Source organism: Streptomyces sp. NPDC007872, assembly GCF_042868165.1.
Lineage (GTDB): Bacteria > Actinomycetota > Actinomycetes > Streptomycetales > Streptomycetaceae > Streptomyces.
In genome coordinates this window covers 622,580-640,927 of sequence record NZ_JBIAEA010000001.1, presented here as the reverse complement: position 1 = coordinate 640,927, position 18,348 = coordinate 622,580, and the positions used below count along the sequence as shown (strand labels likewise).

The 18,348-nt window shown below is 74.6% G+C and carries 18 protein-coding genes; 15 read left to right on the top strand and 3 right to left on the bottom strand.

What is annotated here, in order from left to right; translation table 11 throughout:
• The first annotated feature begins 34 nt into the window (after positions 1-34).
• The 8 genes from ACFYNX_RS02605 to ACFYNX_RS02570 all read left to right on the top strand — a co-directional run bounded on the left by ACFYNX_RS02605 (position 35) and on the right by ACFYNX_RS02570 (position 8,646).
• Complete coding sequence (locus ACFYNX_RS02605; RefSeq protein WP_388656864.1) at positions 35-529, top strand: cobalamin B12-binding domain-containing protein; 495 nt, start codon at positions 35-37, stop codon at positions 527-529.
• Positions 526-1,863, top strand: coding sequence for a methylaspartate mutase (locus ACFYNX_RS02600; protein ID WP_388656861.1), 1,338 nt, complete (start codon positions 526-528; stop codon positions 1,861-1,863). The genes ACFYNX_RS02605 and ACFYNX_RS02600 overlap by 4 nt, the downstream gene beginning before the upstream one ends.
• A 76-nt stretch (positions 1,864-1,939) precedes the next feature.
• The gene (locus tag ACFYNX_RS02595; RefSeq protein WP_388656859.1) at positions 1,940-2,953 is read left to right on the top strand and encodes an asparagine synthetase A; all 1,014 of its coding nucleotides are present in this window, start codon (positions 1,940-1,942) and stop codon (positions 2,951-2,953) included.
• Positions 2,950-4,266 (top strand): glutamate synthase-related protein, encoded by a 1,317-nt coding sequence (locus ACFYNX_RS02590; protein ID WP_388656856.1) that lies wholly within the window; start codon positions 2,950-2,952, stop codon positions 4,264-4,266. Before ACFYNX_RS02595 ends, ACFYNX_RS02590 begins: the two co-directional genes overlap by 4 nt.
• A complete protein-coding gene (locus ACFYNX_RS02585; protein ID WP_365540462.1) occupies positions 4,263-4,589 on the top strand; it encodes a hypothetical protein in 327 nt (108 codons plus the stop codon). Before ACFYNX_RS02590 ends, ACFYNX_RS02585 begins: the two co-directional genes overlap by 4 nt.
• 103 nt (positions 4,590-4,692) lie before the next feature.
• On the top strand, positions 4,693-6,039 hold the full coding sequence (locus ACFYNX_RS02580; RefSeq protein WP_365540463.1) for an MFS transporter: 1,347 nt from the start codon (positions 4,693-4,695) through the stop codon (positions 6,037-6,039).
• Between the two features lie 7 nt (positions 6,040-6,046).
• Complete coding sequence (locus tag ACFYNX_RS02575; protein WP_388656853.1) at positions 6,047-6,808, top strand: 4'-phosphopantetheinyl transferase family protein; 762 nt, start codon at positions 6,047-6,049, stop codon at positions 6,806-6,808.
• 215 nt (positions 6,809-7,023) lie between these two features.
• Positions 7,024-8,646 carry an alpha/beta hydrolase gene (locus ACFYNX_RS02570; RefSeq protein WP_388656850.1) on the top strand — a complete coding sequence of 541 codons (1,623 nt, stop codon included), beginning with the start codon at positions 7,024-7,026 and terminating at the stop codon, positions 8,644-8,646.
• A 92-nt stretch (positions 8,647-8,738) separates the two neighbouring features.
• On the opposite strand, the gene ACFYNX_RS02565 is transcribed toward ACFYNX_RS02570, so the two are convergent.
• Positions 8,739-10,391: an FAD-dependent oxidoreductase gene (locus ACFYNX_RS02565; protein WP_388656848.1), complete on the bottom strand. Its 1,653-nt coding sequence runs from the start codon at positions 10,389-10,391 to the stop codon at positions 8,739-8,741.
• A 304-nt stretch (positions 10,392-10,695) separates the two neighbouring features.
• Between ACFYNX_RS02565 and ACFYNX_RS02560 the strand changes: the two genes are divergently transcribed.
• From ACFYNX_RS02560 to ACFYNX_RS02530, 7 genes are read left to right on the top strand one after another with little or no spacing between them, the layout of a single operon-like run.
• A complete protein-coding gene (locus tag ACFYNX_RS02560; protein ID WP_388656845.1) occupies positions 10,696-11,820 on the top strand; it encodes a TcmI family type II polyketide cyclase in 1,125 nt (374 codons plus the stop codon).
• A gap of 55 nt (positions 11,821-11,875) precedes the next feature.
• Positions 11,876-12,337 carry a cupin domain-containing protein gene (locus ACFYNX_RS02555; protein WP_125662677.1) on the top strand — a complete coding sequence of 154 codons (462 nt, stop codon included), beginning with the start codon at positions 11,876-11,878 and terminating at the stop codon, positions 12,335-12,337.
• Positions 12,334-13,602, top strand: coding sequence for a beta-ketoacyl-[acyl-carrier-protein] synthase family protein (locus ACFYNX_RS02550; protein WP_388656841.1), 1,269 nt, complete (start codon positions 12,334-12,336; stop codon positions 13,600-13,602). The genes ACFYNX_RS02555 and ACFYNX_RS02550 overlap by 4 nt, the downstream gene beginning before the upstream one ends.
• Positions 13,599-14,846, top strand: coding sequence for a ketosynthase chain-length factor (locus ACFYNX_RS02545; RefSeq protein WP_388656838.1), 1,248 nt, complete (start codon positions 13,599-13,601; stop codon positions 14,844-14,846). The genes ACFYNX_RS02550 and ACFYNX_RS02545 overlap by 4 nt, the downstream gene beginning before the upstream one ends.
• A gap of 26 nt (positions 14,847-14,872) precedes the next feature.
• Positions 14,873-15,133, top strand: coding sequence for an acyl carrier protein (locus ACFYNX_RS02540; protein ID WP_121832942.1), 261 nt, complete (start codon positions 14,873-14,875; stop codon positions 15,131-15,133).
• Between the two features lies 1 nt (position 15,134).
• Complete coding sequence (locus ACFYNX_RS02535; protein WP_125662689.1) at positions 15,135-15,614, top strand: SRPBCC family protein; 480 nt, start codon at positions 15,135-15,137, stop codon at positions 15,612-15,614.
• A gap of 41 nt (positions 15,615-15,655) precedes the next feature.
• Complete coding sequence (locus ACFYNX_RS02530; RefSeq protein WP_125662692.1) at positions 15,656-15,991, top strand: TcmI family type II polyketide cyclase; 336 nt, start codon at positions 15,656-15,658, stop codon at positions 15,989-15,991.
• Between the two features lie 96 nt (positions 15,992-16,087).
• On the opposite strand, the gene ACFYNX_RS02525 is transcribed toward ACFYNX_RS02530, so the two are convergent.
• Positions 16,088-17,134, bottom strand: a complete 1,047-nt coding sequence (locus tag ACFYNX_RS02525) for a methyltransferase (RefSeq protein ID WP_365540471.1) — start codon at positions 17,132-17,134, stop codon at positions 16,088-16,090.
• Between the two features lie 58 nt (positions 17,135-17,192).
• Positions 17,193-18,269, bottom strand: a complete 1,077-nt coding sequence (locus tag ACFYNX_RS02520; RefSeq protein ID WP_388656834.1) for a nitrous oxide reductase family maturation protein NosD — start codon at positions 18,267-18,269, stop codon at positions 17,193-17,195.
• Positions 18,270-18,348 lie beyond the last annotated feature (79 nt).

The window sequence follows — 18,348 nt, the reverse complement described above, 5'->3', positions numbered from 1 at the left end:
CCTCCGAGGGCGTTCCGAAATCTATTCTTCAGGCATGAAGATTCTCTTGAGCGGAACCGCGTCGGATTCCCATACGTGGAATCTGGTGTACCTCGGGCTCTTCCTGGAGGAGCTGGGGCACGAGGTCGTCGGGCTCGGTCCCTGCGTGGACGCCGAGCTGCTCGCCGCCGCCTGTCTGCGGCACGCCCCCGACGCGGTGGTGCTCAGCAGCGTCAACGGACACGGCTACCGCGACGGCCTCACCGCCGTCCGCCGACTGCGCGCGGAACCCGCCCTCGCCGCGCTGCCCGTGGTGCTCGGAGGGAAGCTCGGCGTCGCCGGCCACCGCCAGGAGGCGGACGTCGCCCGCCTGACCGAGGCCGGCTGCGACGCCGTCCTCGGCGAGGACCTGAACGCCTTGCGGGTCTTCTTGGCGACCGGGGTGCGCCGGGAGGTCGCGGGGGCGCGCCGAGGTGCGGCCGAGCCGCTCCGGGAGCCCGCCGGACCGCGCCGGGAGACCGCCGCGTCGCTTCGGGGGGTGCCGGCTTGACCGCCGTCGACACCGCCCCCGTCCCCTCCTTCGGGGCGTTCGTCGCGGATTCCGCCGCCGCCGGACGGCTCGTCGTCCAGCCCCGCATGGGCTTCGGCGACCCGGGCCGGATGCGGGCCGGGCTCGCGCGGACGCGGGCCGCCACCGCCCACACCGTGGGCACCCTGACCGTCGACAGCTACACCCGCGTCGGCGACCTCGCCGCCGCCCGCGCCGCCGTCGCCGAGGGCGCCTCCCTCAACGGCTACCCGATCGCCACCCACCCCCCGGACACCACCCGCGACCTCCTCGAAGGGCTGCACGACGAGGCCTTCCCCGTCCAGGTCCGCCACGGCTCCGCCCGGCCCGGCACCATCGTCCGGGCGCTCACCGCCGCCGGCCTGACCGCCACCGAGGGCGGCCCCGTCTCGTACTGCCTGCCCTACGGCCGCACCCCCCTGCGGGAGTCCGTCGAGGCCTGGGCCCGCGCCTGCGACCTGCTCGCCACCACGGCCCGCCCCGGCACCACCCCCCACTTGGAGAGCTTCGGCGGCTGCCTGCTCGGCCAGCTCTGCCCGCCCGGCCTCCTGGTCGCCACCAGCGTCCTGGAGTGCCTGTTCTTCGCCCAGTACGGGCTGCGCAGCGTCTCCCTGAGCTACGCCCAGCAGACCGACCCCGGCCAGGACGAGGAGGCCGTACGGGCCCTGCGCCGCCTCGCCGCCGAGTTCCTCCCCGCGGGCGTCGAGCACCACGTCGTCCTCTACACCTACATGGGCGTCTTCCCCCGCACCGAACGCGGCGCCACCCGCCTCCTGGAGGCGTCCGCCCGCCTCGCCGTGCGCTCCGGGGCAGGCCGCCTGATCGTCAAGACCGCCGCCGAGGCGCACCGCATCCCCACCGTCGAGGAGAACGTCCGCGCCCTGGAGACCGCCGCCGCGGCCGCCGCGCTCGCCGGCCCCCCGGAGCCCGACCCCACGGCGGACGGGAACGGTGAGGTGTACGAGGAGGCCCGCGCCCTGATCGAGACCGTCCTCGGCCTCCACCCCGACCTGTCCCGCGCCCTGCCCGCCGCCTTCGCCCGGGGGCTGCTCGACGTCCCGTTCTGCCTCCACCCCGACAACCCCGGCCGCTCCCGCGGCTTCATCGACCCCGCCGGACGGCTCCGCTGGGCCCGCACCGGCGCCATGCCGATCCCCGCCGACCCCGCGGCCGACGCCACCCCCCTCACGGCGGACGGCCTGCTCACCGCCCTCCACCACGTCGCCGGCCGCTACGACGGCCCGGGGCGGCACGGCGGCGAGGGCGACGACGAGGACGGCCACGACCGACCGCGGGCCACCCCGCTCGCCGTCTGAACGCCCACCGCCCGGCCCACCCGCACCCACCACGAAGCCCCGCCCACCCGCACCCGCCCCGAACAGGAGCCCCGCCATGGACCAGCCCCGCCCCGCCGACGCGCCGACCGCACCGGCCGCACCGCCCCCGCTCGGCGAACACCTCCGCTCGCCGCAACTGCGCACCGCCATGCTCGTCCAGCAGGAAGTCCTCCGGGCCACCCGCGACTTCCTGTACGACCAGGGCTTCACCGAGCTCCTGCCGCCGCTCGTCGGCCCCGTCACCGACCCCGGCGGCCGCGGCGCCAAGGCCCTGGACGTCGACTACTACGGGCACCCGTACAAGCTGATGACCAGCGCCATCCTCTACAAGCAGGCGTCCCTGCGCGGCTTCCCGAAACTCTTCTACATCGCCCCCAACGTGCGCGTCGAACCCGAGGAGACCGCCACCACCGGCCGCCACCTCGTCGAGTTCCACCAGATCGACGTGGAGATCGCCGACGCGAGCCGCGAGGACGCCCAGGAGATCGCCGCGGGCCTGCTCACCCACGTCACCGAGCACGTCTGGACGGCCGTCCCCGACCTCCTCACCGGACTCGGCCGCCAGGAGCGCGACTTCGCGGACGTCCGCGCCGGGAAGTACGACGTCCGCACCCACGACGAGGCCGTGGCCCGCCTCCTGGCCTCCGGCCACCCGCAGAACCCCGACGGCGAGATCGACTGGACCGGCGAACGGCTCCTCTCCCTGGAGAGCGACCGCCCCTTCTTCGTCGACGACTACCCCAAGGGCTCCCGGGGCTTCTACGACCGCGAGGACCCCGAACGCCCCGGCGTCCTGCGCAACTTCGACCTGATCGCTCCGCACGGCTACGGCGAGCTGGTCTCCGGCAGCGAGCGCGAGTCCGACTACGCCACCCTCGTCACCCGCATGCGGGAGAGCGGCGAGAACCCCGCCAAGTACGCCTGGTACCTCAAGGAGGCCCGCGAGGGCATCCCGGCCAGCGCCGGCTTCGGCATGGGCCTCCAGCGCCTGGTCCGCTTCCTCACCGGGCTCGACGCCCTCTGGCAGGTCAGCGCCTACCCGAAGCTCCCCGGGGCGGTGACCCCGTGACCGGTCTCGCCGCCCCCGGCTTCCCCGAGGAGGCCGTACGCGCCCGGGCCCGGCGCGGCACCGCGGAGGTCTTCCCCGACCCCGCCGCGTACGGCACCCGGCTCTTCGGCCCGAACGGCACCGGCACCGGCACCGCTTCGGACTTCGGTTCCGGCTCCGGTTCCGGCGACGCCCTCGACCGGGCGCGCGTCGTCCCGCCCGTCTTCATGCCCGAGCGCCTGGAGAAGCTCATCGACCTCGCCCGCGAGCCGGAGTTCACCGACGTCGACCTCACCACGCGCACCGGGGGCTTCACCGCCCGGCTGCCCCTCTACCTGTCCGCCTTCGGCTCCACCCGCGCCGGCAGCGGCGACCTCGCCGTCCACGCGAGCCGGCAGGCCGCCCGCCTCGGCATCCCCATGGTCATCGGGGAGAACATGATCCCCGTCCACGGTTACCGCCGGGCCGGCGACGCCACCCGCTCCGCCCTCCTCGCCCGCGTCGAGGCCTACCTCGACGCCGCGCCCGACGGCGCCGGCGGCATCGTCGTCCAGCAGTCCACCGAGGACGCCGACTCCGAGGTCTGGAACCTCCTCTACAGCGACCCCGGCACCCGCCCCCTCCTGGAGACCGGCCGCCTCGCCTTCGAGCTGAAGACCGGCCAGGGCGCCAAGCCCGGCCTCGGGGGCATGACCGTCGTCGACCGGGCCGAGGCCGAGCAGCTCGCCCGCCGCTTCACCGTCCGCGAGGCCTTCGGCCCGGAGGACGGGCGCCGGCTGCGCTGCGCCACCCCCGGCACCTTCACCGACGAGATCCTCCGCCAGCAGCTCCGCTTCATGCGCAACAACTTCCCCAGGGCCCGCACCTGGGTGAAGTTCCACCCCGGCCGCGACATCGCCCACGCCGCCCGCACCGCCTGGGAGGCCGGGGCGGACGCCGTCACCGTCGACGGGGCCGAGGGCGGCACCGGCTGGGCCCCGGGCGTCTTCCTCGACCAGGTCGGCCTGCCCCTCGGTGAATGCCTGCGCCGCATCGGGCCCCCGGCCGGGTGCCTCCTCGCCAGCGGGGGCATGTGGGAGGGCGGACGCGTCCTGCGGGCCCTCGCCCTCGGCGCCACCGCCGCCGGTCTGGGCCGGGCCGCCCTCGTCGCCGTCGACGAGGATCCCGAACACGGCCTGGAGCGCCTCGTGGAGAGCATCGCCCTCGAACTGCGTCTGCTCGTCAGCGCGTTGGGCAAGTACGCCGTGACCGCCCTCGGCCCCGAGGACCTGTGGTGGCCCGATGGCCCCCACGCCGGTCACACCGCCGGCCTCCCGGTCGGGGCGACGCCGTGACCGCGCGGCGTACGGTCCACGCCCGCTTCTCCGTACGGGAACTCCCCGGCATCACCGTGACCGCCCCCGACGAGGGAACCGCCGCCGCGGCCCGGCGCACCGCCCAGCGCGCCCTCACGGAGGCGGGCCGGGGCCACCTCGGCGGCCGGGTCGAACTCCGCGCCCCCCGGACCGCCGTCCGGGGCCCGTGCCGGCGGCACGCGGTCCGTCGGGCCGCCGACCGCGCGGTGGCCCTCGCCGTCGCCGCGTGCCTCCGCGGCGACACCACGGGCGTCCACGTCCCGATCCGCCCACCCGCCCCGCCCCGCACGCCCCCGCGCTGACGCGGAGCCCTCCCGACGCCCACCCGCCCCGCCCGCACGTCCGCCCGCCCGTCCATCCGCGTGCCCGCACGCGTCCCGCCCCCGACGACAGAAAGCCGACCCCATGGCAACGACGACCCCCGCCCCTCCCGCGCCGCCCGGTGCCAAGCCCTTCGTCGACTGGCCGCGCGTCAGCAGCCTCGTCGTCGGGCAGGCCGCCGTCCAGGCGGGCAGCTTCGCCCTCCTGATCGCCATGAGCTGGACCGCCGTCCAGCTCGGCGGCCGCGGCGCCGTCACGGCCGTCACCCTCGCCGCCACCCTCCCGCGCGCCCTGCTGCTCCTCTTCGGCGGCGCCCTCACCGACGCGCTCGGCCCCCGGGCGGTCCTGCTCCGCGCGACGAGCGTCCGCGTCGCCGTCCTCGCCGCCGGGGCGCTCGTCACCGTCACCACCGAGAGCCTGTGGCCGCTGATCGCCCTCGCCCTCGTCGACGGCGCCCTCCTCGGCCTCACCGGCCCGGCCTCCGGGGTCCTGCTGCCCCGCCTCGCCTCGCAGGAGCAGCTCGGCCGCGCCAACTCCCTCTTCTCCATGGTGCTGCGCCTGGCCCCCATCGCCGGATCGCCGCTCGGGGCCTGGCTCGTCGTCGCCGGCGGCCTCCCCGGCGCCGTCGCGGCGGCCGCGATCGGCTGCGCCGTCTGGCTGGGCTGCGCCGCCCACGTCACCCACGGCATGACCCGTCCCGCACGCACCCCGCAGGGCCCCTCCCTCCTCACCCGGTCCGGCGACGGCTTCCGCCTCCTGGCCGCCCACCCGCGCCTGCGGTGGATGTTCGTCGCCTGCTTCTGCATGGACCTGGCGTTCCTGTGGCCGGCCGAGGTCGCGCTGCCCCTGCGCGCAGCCGACCGGGGCTGGGGCATCGGCGCCGTGGCCCTGGTCCTGGCCGCCTTCAGCGCCGGCGCGCTCGCGTCCGCCGCCCTCGGCGCGGTCCTCGCCCACCGCATTCCGGCGCACGCCAAGCTCGTGGTGACCGGCACCGGTCTCGCGGCCGGCATGGCGGCCATGGCGCTCGTCCCCACCGCCCCCGCCCTCGCCGCCACGGCCGGCGCCGTCGGCCTCCTCTCCGGCCTCAACGGACCCGCCCTCATCACCGCCTACCAACAGGCCGTTCCCGAAGGGCGGATGGGCGCCGCGATGTCCACCTTCACGCTCTCCGGAATCGGCGCGGCGCCGCTCTCCCTGGCCGTCTTCACCCCCGTCTCGCTGCACCTCGGGGTGACCGGGACCTGGCTGCTCTGCGCGGGCCTCGCCCTCCTCTCCCCGATCGCCGCCGCCCTCGCCCTGCGCGGCAGCGGCAGCGAAAGCGCCACCGGCACCGGCAGCGGCACCGGCACCGGCAAGGAGACGGACCCGGCCGCCGCGCGCGCCGGCGCCCCCGCCCGTACCGCGCAGGAGTCCACCGCCCCTTCCGTGTGAGGCAGACATGATCCAGTCGGTCCTTCCGCCCCCGCCCGCCCCTCCACCGTCCGGCCCCCCTCCGGCGAGCGGCCCGCTGGCCCCCGCCGCGCTGCCGCTCCTCACCACGGCCCTGCCCGCGCTCCCCGGCCTCCGGCCCGCGCGGCCACAGCTCTGGCTGGTGGCCACCGACGCGCACCGGGAGACCGTCGGCCGGTACGCGTCCCTCGTCCTGGACGGGACGGAGCTGACCCGCGCCGGCGAGTTCCGCCGGCCCGGCGACCGGGCCACCTACCTGTGCGCCCACGCGGGGCTGCGCCGTCTGCTCGGCGCCCACCTGGGGATCGCGCCCCGGGCCGTGTCGGTGGCCCGGGCGCCCTGCCCCTGCTGCGGCGAGCCGCACGGCCGTCCCGTACTGCCGGACGGGCGCCTGCACTTCTCGCTCTCGCACTGCGAGGGACTGAGTCTGATCGCCCTCGCGTCCACGCCGGTCGGGGTGGACATCGAACGGGTGCCGGCCCCGCACACGGTGACCGAGGCGGGGGAGGTGCTCCACCCGGCGGAGGCGGCGGAGCTCGCCGCCCTCGCCCCGGCCCGCCGTCCCGCCGCGTTCGCCCGGGTGTGGACCAGGAAGGAGGCCTATCTGAAGGGTCTCGGGATCGGCCTGGGCGCCGACCCGTCGGCCGACTACGTGGGTGCGGGACCCCTCCCCGCCGCCCCGGCGGGATGGCTCCTCGCCGATGTCCTCGTCCCGGACGGCCACCACGCCGCCGTGGCCCTGCGCCTGTGAGGCCCGGGGTCGTCCGCCCCCCCTGCCCGGAGGAGGCGGACGACCCGGGACGGGAAAACGGCCCGTCGCGTTCTCCGCCTCGGGAACCATTCGCCGTGCCGCGCTCCTCCCGAGGTCGGACACGATCGTGGCCCGGCGGAGGATTCGCCCAACTCGCCGGTGAGCAAGGGTGCATGAGACCGCATCATCCGCCTCCCCCAAGGATCTGACCCACGGTGAGAAACAGGCGAACAGCATCCCTCGTGGCCATGGGCGTCGCCGCGGCGCTCCTGCCCGCCCTCACGCCCGCCGCCTCCGCGGCCGCCCCGGTGCTCCGGACCGCCGACGGCCCCCTGGCGCAGTACACGCAGCAGAAGCCGCGCTGGAAGCGCTGCGACGCCGAGGGGCCGGCGGACTTCGAGTGCGCGACGATCAAGGTGCCGCTCGACTACGCCCGTCCGAACGGCGGGAAGCTCGACGTCGCGATCTCCCGCACGAAGGCGACCAGCGCCAAGGACCGGCGCGGCGTCCTCCTCCTCAACCCGGGCGGCCCCGGGGGCATAGGCCTCGACATGCCCCTCTACCTGGCGCCGGACCTGCCGGACGCGGTGAAGAAGCGGTACGACCTGATCGGGTTCGACCCCCGGGGCGTCGGCCGGAGCTCCCCGGTGGGCTGCGGTCTCAACGACGACGAGCTGAACTGGCAACGCCCGTACAAGGCCGAGACGTTCGACAAGGACGTCCGTCGGGCGCGGACCGTCGCCGAGAAGTGCCGGAAGCGCAACGGAGCCGTCCTGCCCCACCTCGGCACCCGCAACACCGCGCGCGACATGGACGTGATCCGCGCCGTGCTCGGCGAGAAGAAGATCTCGTACCTCGGCTACTCCTACGGCACGTACCTGGGCGCGGTCTACACGCAGCTCTTCCCGAAGCGGGCCGACCGGTTCGTCCTGGACAGCGCGGTCGACCCCGAGCGGATCTGGCGGGGCATGATCCAGGTGTGGGCGGAGGGCGCGGAGCCGGCGTTCAAGCGGTGGACCGAGTGGACCGCCGCCCGGAACGCCACGTACGAGCTGGGCCGCACCCCCGCCGAGGTCCGCACGACCTTCTGGAACCTGGTCGCCGGGGCGAACCGCAGGCCCGTGCCCCTCGACGGCATGCTCCTGAGCGGTGACGACATCCGCTCGCTGCGGGCCGTGTTCTTCTCCGTGGAGGACGCCGCCGAGACCGTCGTCCGGCTCAAGGAGGCCGCCGCCGGCAGGACCCCGGCCCCGGCCGCGAAGTCCTCGCGGATCCTGCCGACCGCCCCCGTCCCGCCGTCGTTCGCCCGCGCCGTCCCGTCCGACAACGGGGACGCGAGCTTCTGGTCCGTGGTGTGCGCCGACACCCGCGCCTGGCCGCGCGACCCGGAGCGGTACCGCCGCGACGCGATCCGGGACAGGGCGAAGTACCCGCTGTACGGGGACTTCGCCTCCCACATCAAGCCGTGCGCGTTCTGGGGGCCGGGCGCGGAGCCCGCGACGAAGGTGGACAACACCGTCCGCGCGCTCGTCCTGCAGAACGAGTGGGACCCCCAGACGCCGCTGGTCAGCGGGCAGGGGATGCGCCGGGCCCTGAAGGGCGCCCGGATGGTCACGGTCCTCGACGGCCTGGGCCACGGCGTCTACGGCGCCAAGTCCTGCGCCGACAAGGTCGCCACCGCCTATCTCGTGACGGGCGGGCTGCCGGCCGAGGACCTGTCCTGCCGGACCCCCGCGGGCCGGAAGCCCGGCGGCCTGCGGCTCCCGCCGTCGGCGACCCCGGCCGCCCCGGGCACCCCGGCCGTCCCCGGGCTCCCGGGCCGGCAGGACCGTTTCTGACCGCTTCCGGCTGATTCCTCACGGCCGCCGCCGACGACGAGGCCCCCCGTCCACCCGGTGTTCCCCGGGCGGGCGAGGGGCCTCTCCTCGGGTCACGCCAGGTCGAAGAGCGCCGTGAGGGCCGCCCGCAGCGTCTCCTCCGGGTCCTCCACGGCCCCCTCGGAGCGCCACGCGACGAAGCCGTCGGGCCGGACGAGGACCGCCCCGCCCTCCGTGACGCCGTGGGCCCCCGCCCAGTCCGCACCGTCCTGCGGGACCAGATCGGCGTCCGGCCCCCCGCCGATCCGGTACGAGTCCAGCGGCACCGACAGGCGGTCCGCCACCCGGGCCGCCGCGGCGTGCCACGCGCCCGTGCCGCCCGCCGAACTCAGCAGCACCGGGAACCGCTCGTACAGGTCGAGCGTGGAGATCCGCTCGCCGGACCGGTCCAGCCACAGGTGGGGCGACCGGGACCCCGGCTCGCCCGTGAGCCGCAGCGCGTCGGGCAGGACCGGCAGCGCCCCGTCGGCGCCCAGGACCGCGCCCCGCGGGTAGCGGTGGCCCAGGACCACGTTCAGGATGCCGCCCTTCCTGCCCGCCGCGCCGACACCCGGGTCCGGCGCGTACCCCGGGTGGCTGTGCTCGACCGAGCGGGACGAGGCGCGGGCGCTGGTCGCCTCCGCGACCGGGCGGCGCTCCGCGTCGTAGGACGCGAGCAGGCCCGGACCGGCCCAGCCGTCCAGGACGGCGGACAGCTTCCAGGCGAGGTTGTGCGCGTCCTGGATGCCGGTGTTGGAGCCGAACGCCCCGGTGGGCGGCATCTCGTGCGCCGAGTCCCCGGCCAGGAACACCCGCCCCCGCGCGTACCGCTCGGCCGTCCGCTCGGCGGCGTGCCAGGGGGCCCGGCCCGTGATCTCCACGTCGAGGTCCGGCACGCCCACGGCCCGGCGGATCTGCTCCCGGCACCGCTCGTCGGTGAACTCCTCCAGGGTCTCGCCGCGCTCGGGGTGCCAGGGCGCGTGGAACACCCAGCGCTCCCGGTTGTCGACCGGCAGGAGGGCCCCGTCGGCCCCCGGGTCCGTCAGGTAGCAGACGATGAAGCGCCGGTCGCCGACCACGTCCGCGAGGCCGCGGGAGGTGAAGGTGACGCTCACGTTGTGGAACAGGTCGCCCGGACCGTTCTGACCGATGCCGAGCCGTTCGCGCACGGGGCTGCGCGGGCCGTCCGCCGCGACGAGGTACTCCGCGCGGATCGTGGTGTGCTCGCCGGTCTCGCGGCTCTTGACCTGCGCGGTCACTCCTCCGGCGTCCTGCTCGAAGGACATCAGCTCCGTCGCGTACCGCAGGTCCCCGCCCAGTTCGAGGGCGCTCTCCCGCAGTACGGGCTCCAGGTCGTTCTGGCTGCACAGGCACCATTCGGCGGGGCTGAAGCGGGCGAGGCCGCCGCCGGGGTCGATCTCCCTGAACAGCCACTCGCCGGCGTCCCCGACCAGGCTCGGGGCCTGGAGGATGCCGTTGTTGCCGGCCAGGACCGACGCGGCGTCCCGGACGCGCTGCCGCACTCCGGCGCCCCGGAAGAGCTCCATCGTGCGCACGTTGTTGCCGCGTCCGCGCGGATGGATCGAGGTGTCGGCGTGACGCTCGACGAGCACGTGGGGCACGCCGAGGCGGCCGAGGAACAACGAGGCGGACAGTCCGACCAGAGAGCCGCCGACGATGAGGACGGACGTGCGGACGTCCTCGCCGGACCCTTCGCATCGGTTCATCGAGTGCCTCCAGCGTCACCTGTGACGCGAGTCGGGGGTGGGATGGAGATCCATGCCCTCCGGAAACCGCTTCGTGCGTCCGGGGCACCCGAATGACGCGCGGTTCACTCATCCGCACCGTGGGAGTCGCGCGACCCGCGAAGACGCGCTGACGATCGGCACATGACGGCCCCTGCCCCCTCGGCACGGCGGTCCCTCCCGGCTTCCCCGGAGCAGGTCCCCTCAAGAGAACACCCGAGAAGACCCCGAGAAGCCTCCGAGAAGCCCCCGAAGGAAACTCCCGAAGAAAGAAGAGGTGCGCCGGATGACCGTTTCGGCACGTGTCTCGCAATCGGCGTTCGACGGCTCCAGGCTGCGCGTGATCCTGCTGCTCGACCTGTACGAAGGGGCCCAGCAGCAGTTCCTCGAAGCGTACGAGCTGATGCGCAAGCAGGTCGCCGCCGTCCCCGGACACATCAGCGACCAGCTCTGCCAGTCCATCGAGAACCCCTCGCAGTGGCTCATCACCAGCGAGTGGGAGAGCGCCCCGCCCTTCCTCGCCTGGGTGAACAGCGAGGACCACGTCGAGGTCGTCAAGCCGATGCACAGTTGCGTCCGGGACACCCGGTCGACGCGCTACAGCATCCTGCGGGAGACCGGCGGCGGCCGGCCGCTCACGGCGGACGCGGCCCCCGCGGAGCTGCAGGCCGCGGTCCGCGTGGGCGACGGGGTGGCGCGCCACGCCCTCACCTTCACCGTCAAGCCGGGCTCGGAGTCGAAGGTCGCGGAGATCCTCGCCGGCTACGACTCGCCCCGCGCCCAGGTCGACGAGACCACCCGGCTGCGCCGCACCTCCCTCTTCATGCACGGCAACCGCGTCGTGCGCGCGGTGGAGGTGGAGGGCGACCTCCTCACGGCCCTGCGCCACGTCGCCCGCCAGCCCGAGGTCCGCGCGGTGGAGGAGGCCCTCAACCCGTACCTGGAGCAGGAGCGGGACCTGACCGACCCCGAGTCGGCGCGGGTCTTCTTCACCCGGGCGGCGCTGCCCGCCGTGCACCACGTGGTGGCCGACCGGCCCGCCCCGGCCGGCCTGCGGCGCCACGCGCTGTACTACCCGGCGAAGGAGGGCCGCGGCATGGAGCTGGCCCGGCTGCTCGCCGAGCAGGACGCCACCGCGGCCGGAGAGCCCGACAACCCGGTGTACGGCAGCACCGTCTTCCACCGCGACGACATCGTCGTGCGCCTCGTCGACATCACCGGCGACGTCGACCTCGACCCCGTCGCCTCCCTCGGCCTCAAGGGCCCCGGGAAGGCCGAGGAGCTCGAACGGCTCCTCGACGGCGCCGCGATCGGCGTCGAGGGCTCCCTGACGACGGACCGCAACATCAACCGGCTCCTGTCGCACGCCGACATGCTGCCCGTCACCGACCGCACCTCGGCGGACTCCTGACCGACGGCCGCGGCCTCCCGCCCGGACGCCACCGCCCCACCCGGAGGTTTCACCCATGCCCCACCAGCAGCCCCTCATCGTGAGCCTGGACGAGACGGAGCCCAACCGCAGGCGCGGAGGTGACCTGCGGGCCATGCTCACGCCGGCCGCCGTGGGCTCCACCAGCGGCTTCATGGGCCTGGCCATCGTCAAGCCCGGCGAACGCATCGGCGAGCACTACCACCCGTACTCCGAGGAGTTCGTGTACGTCGTCTCCGGCGCCCTCGAAGTGGACCTGGACGGCGAGACGTACGCCCTCCGGTCCGACCAGGGGCTCCTGATCCCGATCGACGTGCGGCACCGCTTCCGCAACGTCGGCGACGAGGAGGCCCGCATGGTCTTCCACCTGGGCCCGCTCGCCCCGCACCCCAGCCTCGGCCACGTCGACACCGAGGAGACGGCGGCCGCCCCCGTCGGACCGCAGTTGACCGTGGGCGGCCCCGGTCAGGTCCCCGAACGCACCGGGGCCATCGAGTGAACCGGCGCGTGGCCGTCACCGGGATCGGAGTGGTCGCCCCGGGCGGCACCGGCACGGCGGCGTTCTGGAACCTCCTCTCCGAGGGCCGCACCGCGACCCGCGGCATCACCCTGTTCGACCCGGCCGGCCTGCGCTCGCGCATCGCCGCCGAGTGCGACTTCGACCCGCTGGCGCACGGCCTCGACCCCGAGCTGAGCCTGCACGCGGACCGGTACATCCAGTTCGCGGCGGTCGCGGCCGGGGAGGCCGTCCGCGACTCCGGGCTCGACACCGCCGCCGAGGACCCGTGGCGCGTCGGGGTCTCCCTGGGCAGCGCCGTCGGCGGCACCACCCGGCTCGAACGCGACTACGTCCTGGTCAGCGCGGGCGGAGAGCGGTGGGACGTGGACCACCGCGCCGCCGACCCCAAGCTGCACCTGGCGTTCTCGCCGAGCACGCTCGCCTCGTTCGTCGCCGAGCGCTTCGGCGCCCGCGGCCCGGTGCAGACGGTCTCCACCGGCTGCACCTCCGGCCTCGACGCCGTCGGCTACGCCTTCCACACCATCCAGGAGGGCCGGGCGGACGTCTGCATCGCCGGGGCGTCGGACTCGCCGATCTCCCCGATCACCATGGCCTGCTTCGACGCCATCAAGGCGACCTCGCCCGACAACGACGACCCCGAGCACGCCTCCAAGCCCTTCGACGACCGCCGCAACGGCTTCGTCATGGGCGAGGGCGCGGCGGTCCTCGTCCTGGAGGAGTACGAGCACGCCCGGGCGCGCGGTGCGCACATCTACTGCGAGATCGGCGGCTACGCCACCTTCGGCAACGCCTACCACATGACCGGTCTCACCGGCGAGGGCCTGGAGATGTCCCGGGCCATCGACAGCACGCTCGACCAGGCGAGGCTCGACCCCACCCGGATCGACTACGTCAACGCGCACGGCTCGGGCACCCGGCAGAACGACCGCCACGAGACCGCCGCCGTGAAGCGCTCCCTGGGCGCCCACGCGTACGACACCCCCATGAGCTCCATCAAGTCCATGGTGGGACATTCGCTCGGGGCGATCGGCGCGATAGAGGTGGCCGCCTGCGTCCTCGCCCTCCAGCACCAGGTGGTGCCCCCGACGGCGAACTACGAGGTCCCCGACCCCGAGTGCGACCTGGACTACGTGCCGCGCACCGCCCGCCCCCGGAAGCTCAGGAACGTGCTCTCCGTCGGCAGCGGCTTCGGCGGCTTCCAGTCCGCCGTGCTCCTGACGGAGCCGGCAGGGAGGACACGATGAGCACGGAGCAGCCCCAACGCGCCGTCGTCACCGGCATCGGGGTGATCGCCCCCAACGGCCTGAGCGCCGACACGTACTGGAAGTCCGTCCAGGAGGGCATCGGCGTCCTGGACCGGATCACCCGCGAGGGGTGCGAGCACCTGCCCCTCAAGGTCGCGGGCGAGGTCCGGTCCTTCGACGCCTCGACCCTCATCGAGGACCGCTTCCTCGTCCAGACCGACCGGTTCAGCCACTACGCCATGGCGGCGGCCTCGCTCGCCCTCGACGACGCCGGTCTCGGCCGGGACGCTCCCGAGGACCCCTTCTCCATCGGGGTGGTCACCGCCGCCGGGTCCGGCGGCGGCGAGTTCGGCCAGCGGGAGCTCCAGAAGCTGTGGGGCCAGGGCTCCAAGTTCGTCGGCCCGTACCAGTCCATCGCCTGGTTCTACGCCGCCAGCACCGGCCAGATCTCCATCCGGAGCGGCTTCAAGGGCCCGTGCGGCGTGGTCGCCAGCGACGAGGCGGGCGGCCTGGACGCCCTCGCCCACGCCGCCAGGGCCGTACGGCGCGGGACGGGCGCGATGGTCGTCGGCGCCGCCGAGGCGCCCCTCGCCCCGTACTCGATGGTGTGCCAGCTCGGCTACCCCGAGCTCAGCACCGTCGAGGAGCCCGACCGGGCCTACCGCCCCTTCACCGCCGGGGCCTCCGGCTTCGTGCCGGCGGAGGGCGGCGCCGTGCTCGTCGTGGAGGACGAGAACCGCGCCCGGGACCGGGGGACGGCCGTCCGGGCCGTCGTCGCCGGACACGGCGCCACGTTCACCGGCGCCTCCCGCTGGGCGGAGTCCCGGGAGGGGCTCGCCCGCGCGATCCGGGTCGCCCTCGACGAGGCCGGCTGCGCCCCGGAGGAGATCGACGTCGTGTTCGCCGACGCCCTGGGCGTGCCGGAGGCGGACCGCGCCGAGGCGCTGGCACTCGCCGACGCCCTGGGCGCGCACGCCGCCCGCGTGCCCGTCACGGCGCCCAAGACCGGGATCGGCCGCGCCTACTGCGGGGCCCCCGTCCTGGACGTCGCGGCCGCGGTGCTCGCGATGGAACACGGCCTGGTGCCCCCCACCCCGAACGTGTTCGACATCTGCCACGACATCGATCTGGTGGTGTCGCGCGCCCGCCCCGCCGAGCTGCGGACGGCCCTCGTCCTCAGCAGGGGCCTCATGGGATCCAACGCCGCGCTGGTCGTGCGCCGCGGCGACGAGACCGCCCGGTAGGACCGGGCGGAAGAAGGAGAACAGAGATGAGCATCACCGAACTGACCTTCGAAGAGCTGGCCGCGCTGGTCAAGCAGTCGGCGGGCGTCACCGTCGCCCCCGAGGACCTCCGCAACGCCGCGGACGTGCCCTTCAGCGCCCTCGGCGTCGACTCGCTCGGCCTGCTCGGCATCGTCGGCGAGCTGGAGAACCGCCACGGCGTGGCGCTCCCGCCCGACGCGGAGCGCAGCAAGACCCCGGCCGACTTCCTCGGCCTCGTCAACAGCACCCTCACCACCGGAGTCTGACGTGTCAGGTCACACCGACAACAGCGTCACCATCGACGCCCCCCTCGACCTCGTCTGGAACATCACCAACGACCTCGAGAACTGGCCCTCCCTCTTCAGCGAGTACGCCTCCGTCGAGGTGCTCTCCCGCGAGGGCGACACGACGACCTTCCGCCTGACCATGCACCCGGACGAGTCCGGCAAGGTCTGGAGCTGGGTCTCGGAGCGCACTCCGGACCGCGCGCGGCGCACCGTCACCGCCCGCCGCGTCGAGACCGGCCCCTTCGCCCACATGGACATCCGGTGGGAGTACGAGGAGACCCCGGCCGGCGTCCACATGCGCTGGGTCCAGGACTTCGCGATGAAGCCGGACGCCCCGGTCGACGACGACTGGATGACCGACAACATCAACCGCAACTCCCGCACCCAGATGGCCCTCATCCGGGACCGCATCGAGCAGGCCGCCCGTGAGCGCCGGCCCGCCCCGGTCCTCTCCGACTGAGCAGACCGAGCGGACCGAGCGGTCCCAGGAAGGAACGCCCGATGCACCACGCCCTGATCGTCGCCCGCATGGCGCCCGGCTCGGCGCCCGCGATCGCCGACGTGTTCGCCGCCTCGGACGGCGGTGAACTGCCCCACCTGATCGGCGTCTCGCGCCGCAGCCTCTTCCAGTTCGGCGACGACGTCTACCTGCACCTCATCGAGTCCGAGCGGGACCCGGCGCCGGCCATCGCGAAGCTGACCGGACACCCCGAGTTCCGGGACGTCAGCGAGCGCCTGTCGACGTACGTCAGCGCGTACCACCCGGAGACCTGGCGCAGCCCCAAGGACGCCATGGCGCAGTGCTTCTACCGCTGGGAGCGGGACCCCGCCTCCTGACCGGTCCCGGAGCACGGGAAACCCGAAGGCCGCCGGCCCCGCGAGAAGCGGAGCCGGCGGCCTCGGATTTCCCCCGCCGCGCGGGGGCCTCGCCGGTCAGGCGGGGACGGTGCACTCGAAGGCGTGGAGGTACGCGTTCACCGGGCGGACCTCGCCGACGGCGAGCCCCGCGTCCGTCAGCCGCTCCAGCATGCTCTCCCGGGTGTGCTTGGCCCCGCCGACGTTCAGGAGCAGCAGCAGGTCCATGGCCGTCGTGAACCGCATCGAGGGCGTGTCGTCCACGAGGTTCTCGATCACGACGACACGGGCGCCGGGCCGCGCCGCCCGCCGGACGTTGGCCAGCGCCCTGCGGGTGCTGTCGTCGTCCCACTCCAGGATGTTCTTGAGGACGTACACGTCGGCCTCGACCGGGATGTCCTCCCGGCAGTCCCCGGCCACGACCCGGGCCCGGGAGGCGAGCGCGCCGCCCGCCCGCAGGCGCGGGTCGGCGTTCCCCACCACGCCCGGCAGGTCGAGCAGCGTGCCCTCCAGGGCGGGGTGCCGCTCCAGGAGGCTCGCCAGGACGTGCCCCTGGCCGCCGCCGATGTCCGCGACCGACGCCGCGCCCGACAGGTCGAGCAGGTCGGCCACGTCCTGCGCGGACTGCCGGCTCGACGTGGTCATGGCCCGGTTGAACACGTACGCGGACTCGGGCGCGTCCTCGTTGAGGTACGGGAAGAACTCCCTGCCGTACACGTCCTCGAAGACGCTGCCGCCGGTGCGCACCGCCTCGTCGAGCTTCGGCCAGACGTCCCACGTCCACGGCTCGGTGCACCACAGGGCGATGTACCGCAGGCTGTGCGGGTCGTCCTCGCGCAGCAGCCGGGACATCTCCGTGTGCGCGAAGGTGCCGTCGGGCTGCTCCGCGAAGATCCCCTGGCAGGCCAGGGCGCGCAGCAGCCTGCGCAGCGTCCGCGGCTCGGCCTGCACGGCCGCCGCCAGGTCCTCCACGCTCGCGGGCGCGTCCTGGAGGGCGTCCGCCACGCCGAGCCGGGCCGCCGCCCGCACGGCGGCGGCGCACGCCGCTCCGAAAACGAGCTCCCTCAGCCGCATGGGCGGCGGGGGAGCGGGGTCGACGGTCCTCACCGGGTCAACGGTCGTCATCTGTGGCCCTGCCTTGTCTTTCGTGCCGTGGGGGGGTGGGGGAGGAGGGAGGAGCAGCTCAGCACATGCCCGCGGGCTCGGAGACCCCGCAGGTGTTGCCGCGGAAGGAGTTGCCCGCGCCGGTGTCCCTGTCGGCCAGGTCGGCCGTGCCGTTGCGGAGCACGACGTTGTCGCGGATCTCGTTGCGCTCGTTGAGGGCGCCCACGAAGCTCTTGAACAGCACGATCCCGCCCGACAGGGGGGAGGTGCCCTTGTTGTCCTCGACCCGGTTGTCGGCCACCAGCGTCTCCTCGGCGCCGGTGAGGACGATGCCCGAGCCCTGGAGGAAGGGCAGGCGGGGGGTCTTGGGGCAGTACTTGTTGTTGGCGTGGACGTGGTTGTGGCGCAGGCGCATCGCCCCGGCGCGCGGCGTGGACTCGTCGCCCACCACGAACACCGCGGCGCAGTTGCCGGTCGCCTCGTTGTGGTCGACGGTCACGTTCCGCAGCCGCCGCACGGTGAGGCCGATGCGGTTGCCGGACAGGCGGTTGTGGCTGATCTCCGTGCCACCGGTGTCGACGGCCCCCTCCTCCGTGTCGGTGGTGTTGGACACGAAGAGGCCGGCGTCGCCGTTGTCCCGGGCGGTGTTGTGGCTGAGCACGGAGCGGACCGAACGCTCCTGGGCGATGCCCCAGTTGCCGTTCTTCTCGGCGGTCACGCCCCGGACCGTCAGCCGGTCGGTGCGGGACGCCCACAGGCCGTTGCGGGCGAAGTTCCGGAGCGTCAGGGTGCGCACGGTGACGCCCTCGACGGGCCGCTGGGCGGTGCCGGTCACACAGACGCCGTGGCCGGCCACGGCGCACGCGCCGGAGGCCGCCTTGCCGGGCACGATGACGGTGGGGGAGGCGGACGAGCCCCGCAGGGTCAGGTTCGGGGTGGTGATGGTGACGCTCTCGCGGTAGGTGCCGGGGGAGAGGACGACGCTGTCCCCCGGCCGGGCCGCGTCCACGGCCCTCTGGATCGATTCGCCGGGCTTCACCCGGTGCACGGTCCGGGAGGCGGAGGCGGCCTCCGGGGCGGTGGGCGGGGCGGCGCCCAGACCCGTGGTCGCGGCGGCCACGGCGCATGCCACGAGGGCGATCTGTCGTTTGGTCATACGGCGAAGCTATGAGCGGGCCCACCGCCCCGCCACCGCTGATCACCCGGCCGGGCTGCCCGTCCCCCGAACGCCGACC

Bases quoted from the DNA above. Each gene is read 5' to 3' on its own strand.
- ACFYNX_RS02560 (WP_388656845.1), top strand. From the start codon at position 10,696: ATGACCGTTTCGGCACGTGTCTCGCAATCGGCGTTCGACGGCTCCAGG.
- ACFYNX_RS02530 (WP_125662692.1), top strand. From the start codon at position 15,656: ATGCACCACGCCCTGATCGTCGCCCGCATGGCGCCCGGCTCGGCGCCC.
- ACFYNX_RS02525 (WP_365540471.1), bottom strand. From the start codon at position 17,134: ATGACGACCGTTGACCCGGTGAGGACCGTCGACCCCGCTCCCCCGCCG.
- ACFYNX_RS02520 (WP_388656834.1), bottom strand. From the start codon at position 18,269: ATGACCAAACGACAGATCGCCCTCGTGGCATGCGCCGTGGCCGCCGCG.
- ACFYNX_RS02540 (WP_121832942.1), top strand. From the start codon at position 14,873: ATGAGCATCACCGAACTGACCTTCGAAGAGCTGGCCGCGCTGGTCAAG.
- ACFYNX_RS02565 (WP_388656848.1), bottom strand. From the start codon at position 10,391: ATGAACCGATGCGAAGGGTCCGGCGAGGACGTCCGCACGTCCGTCCTC.
- ACFYNX_RS02580 (WP_365540463.1), top strand. From the start codon at position 4,693: ATGGCAACGACGACCCCCGCCCCTCCCGCGCCGCCCGGTGCCAAGCCC.
- ACFYNX_RS02575 (WP_388656853.1), top strand. From the start codon at position 6,047: ATGATCCAGTCGGTCCTTCCGCCCCCGCCCGCCCCTCCACCGTCCGGC.
- ACFYNX_RS02545 (WP_388656838.1), top strand. From the start codon at position 13,599: ATGAGCACGGAGCAGCCCCAACGCGCCGTCGTCACCGGCATCGGGGTG.
- ACFYNX_RS02555 (WP_125662677.1), top strand. From the start codon at position 11,876: ATGCCCCACCAGCAGCCCCTCATCGTGAGCCTGGACGAGACGGAGCCC.
- ACFYNX_RS02605 (WP_388656864.1), top strand. From the start codon at position 35: ATGAAGATTCTCTTGAGCGGAACCGCGTCGGATTCCCATACGTGGAAT.
- ACFYNX_RS02595 (WP_388656859.1), top strand. From the start codon at position 1,940: ATGGACCAGCCCCGCCCCGCCGACGCGCCGACCGCACCGGCCGCACCG.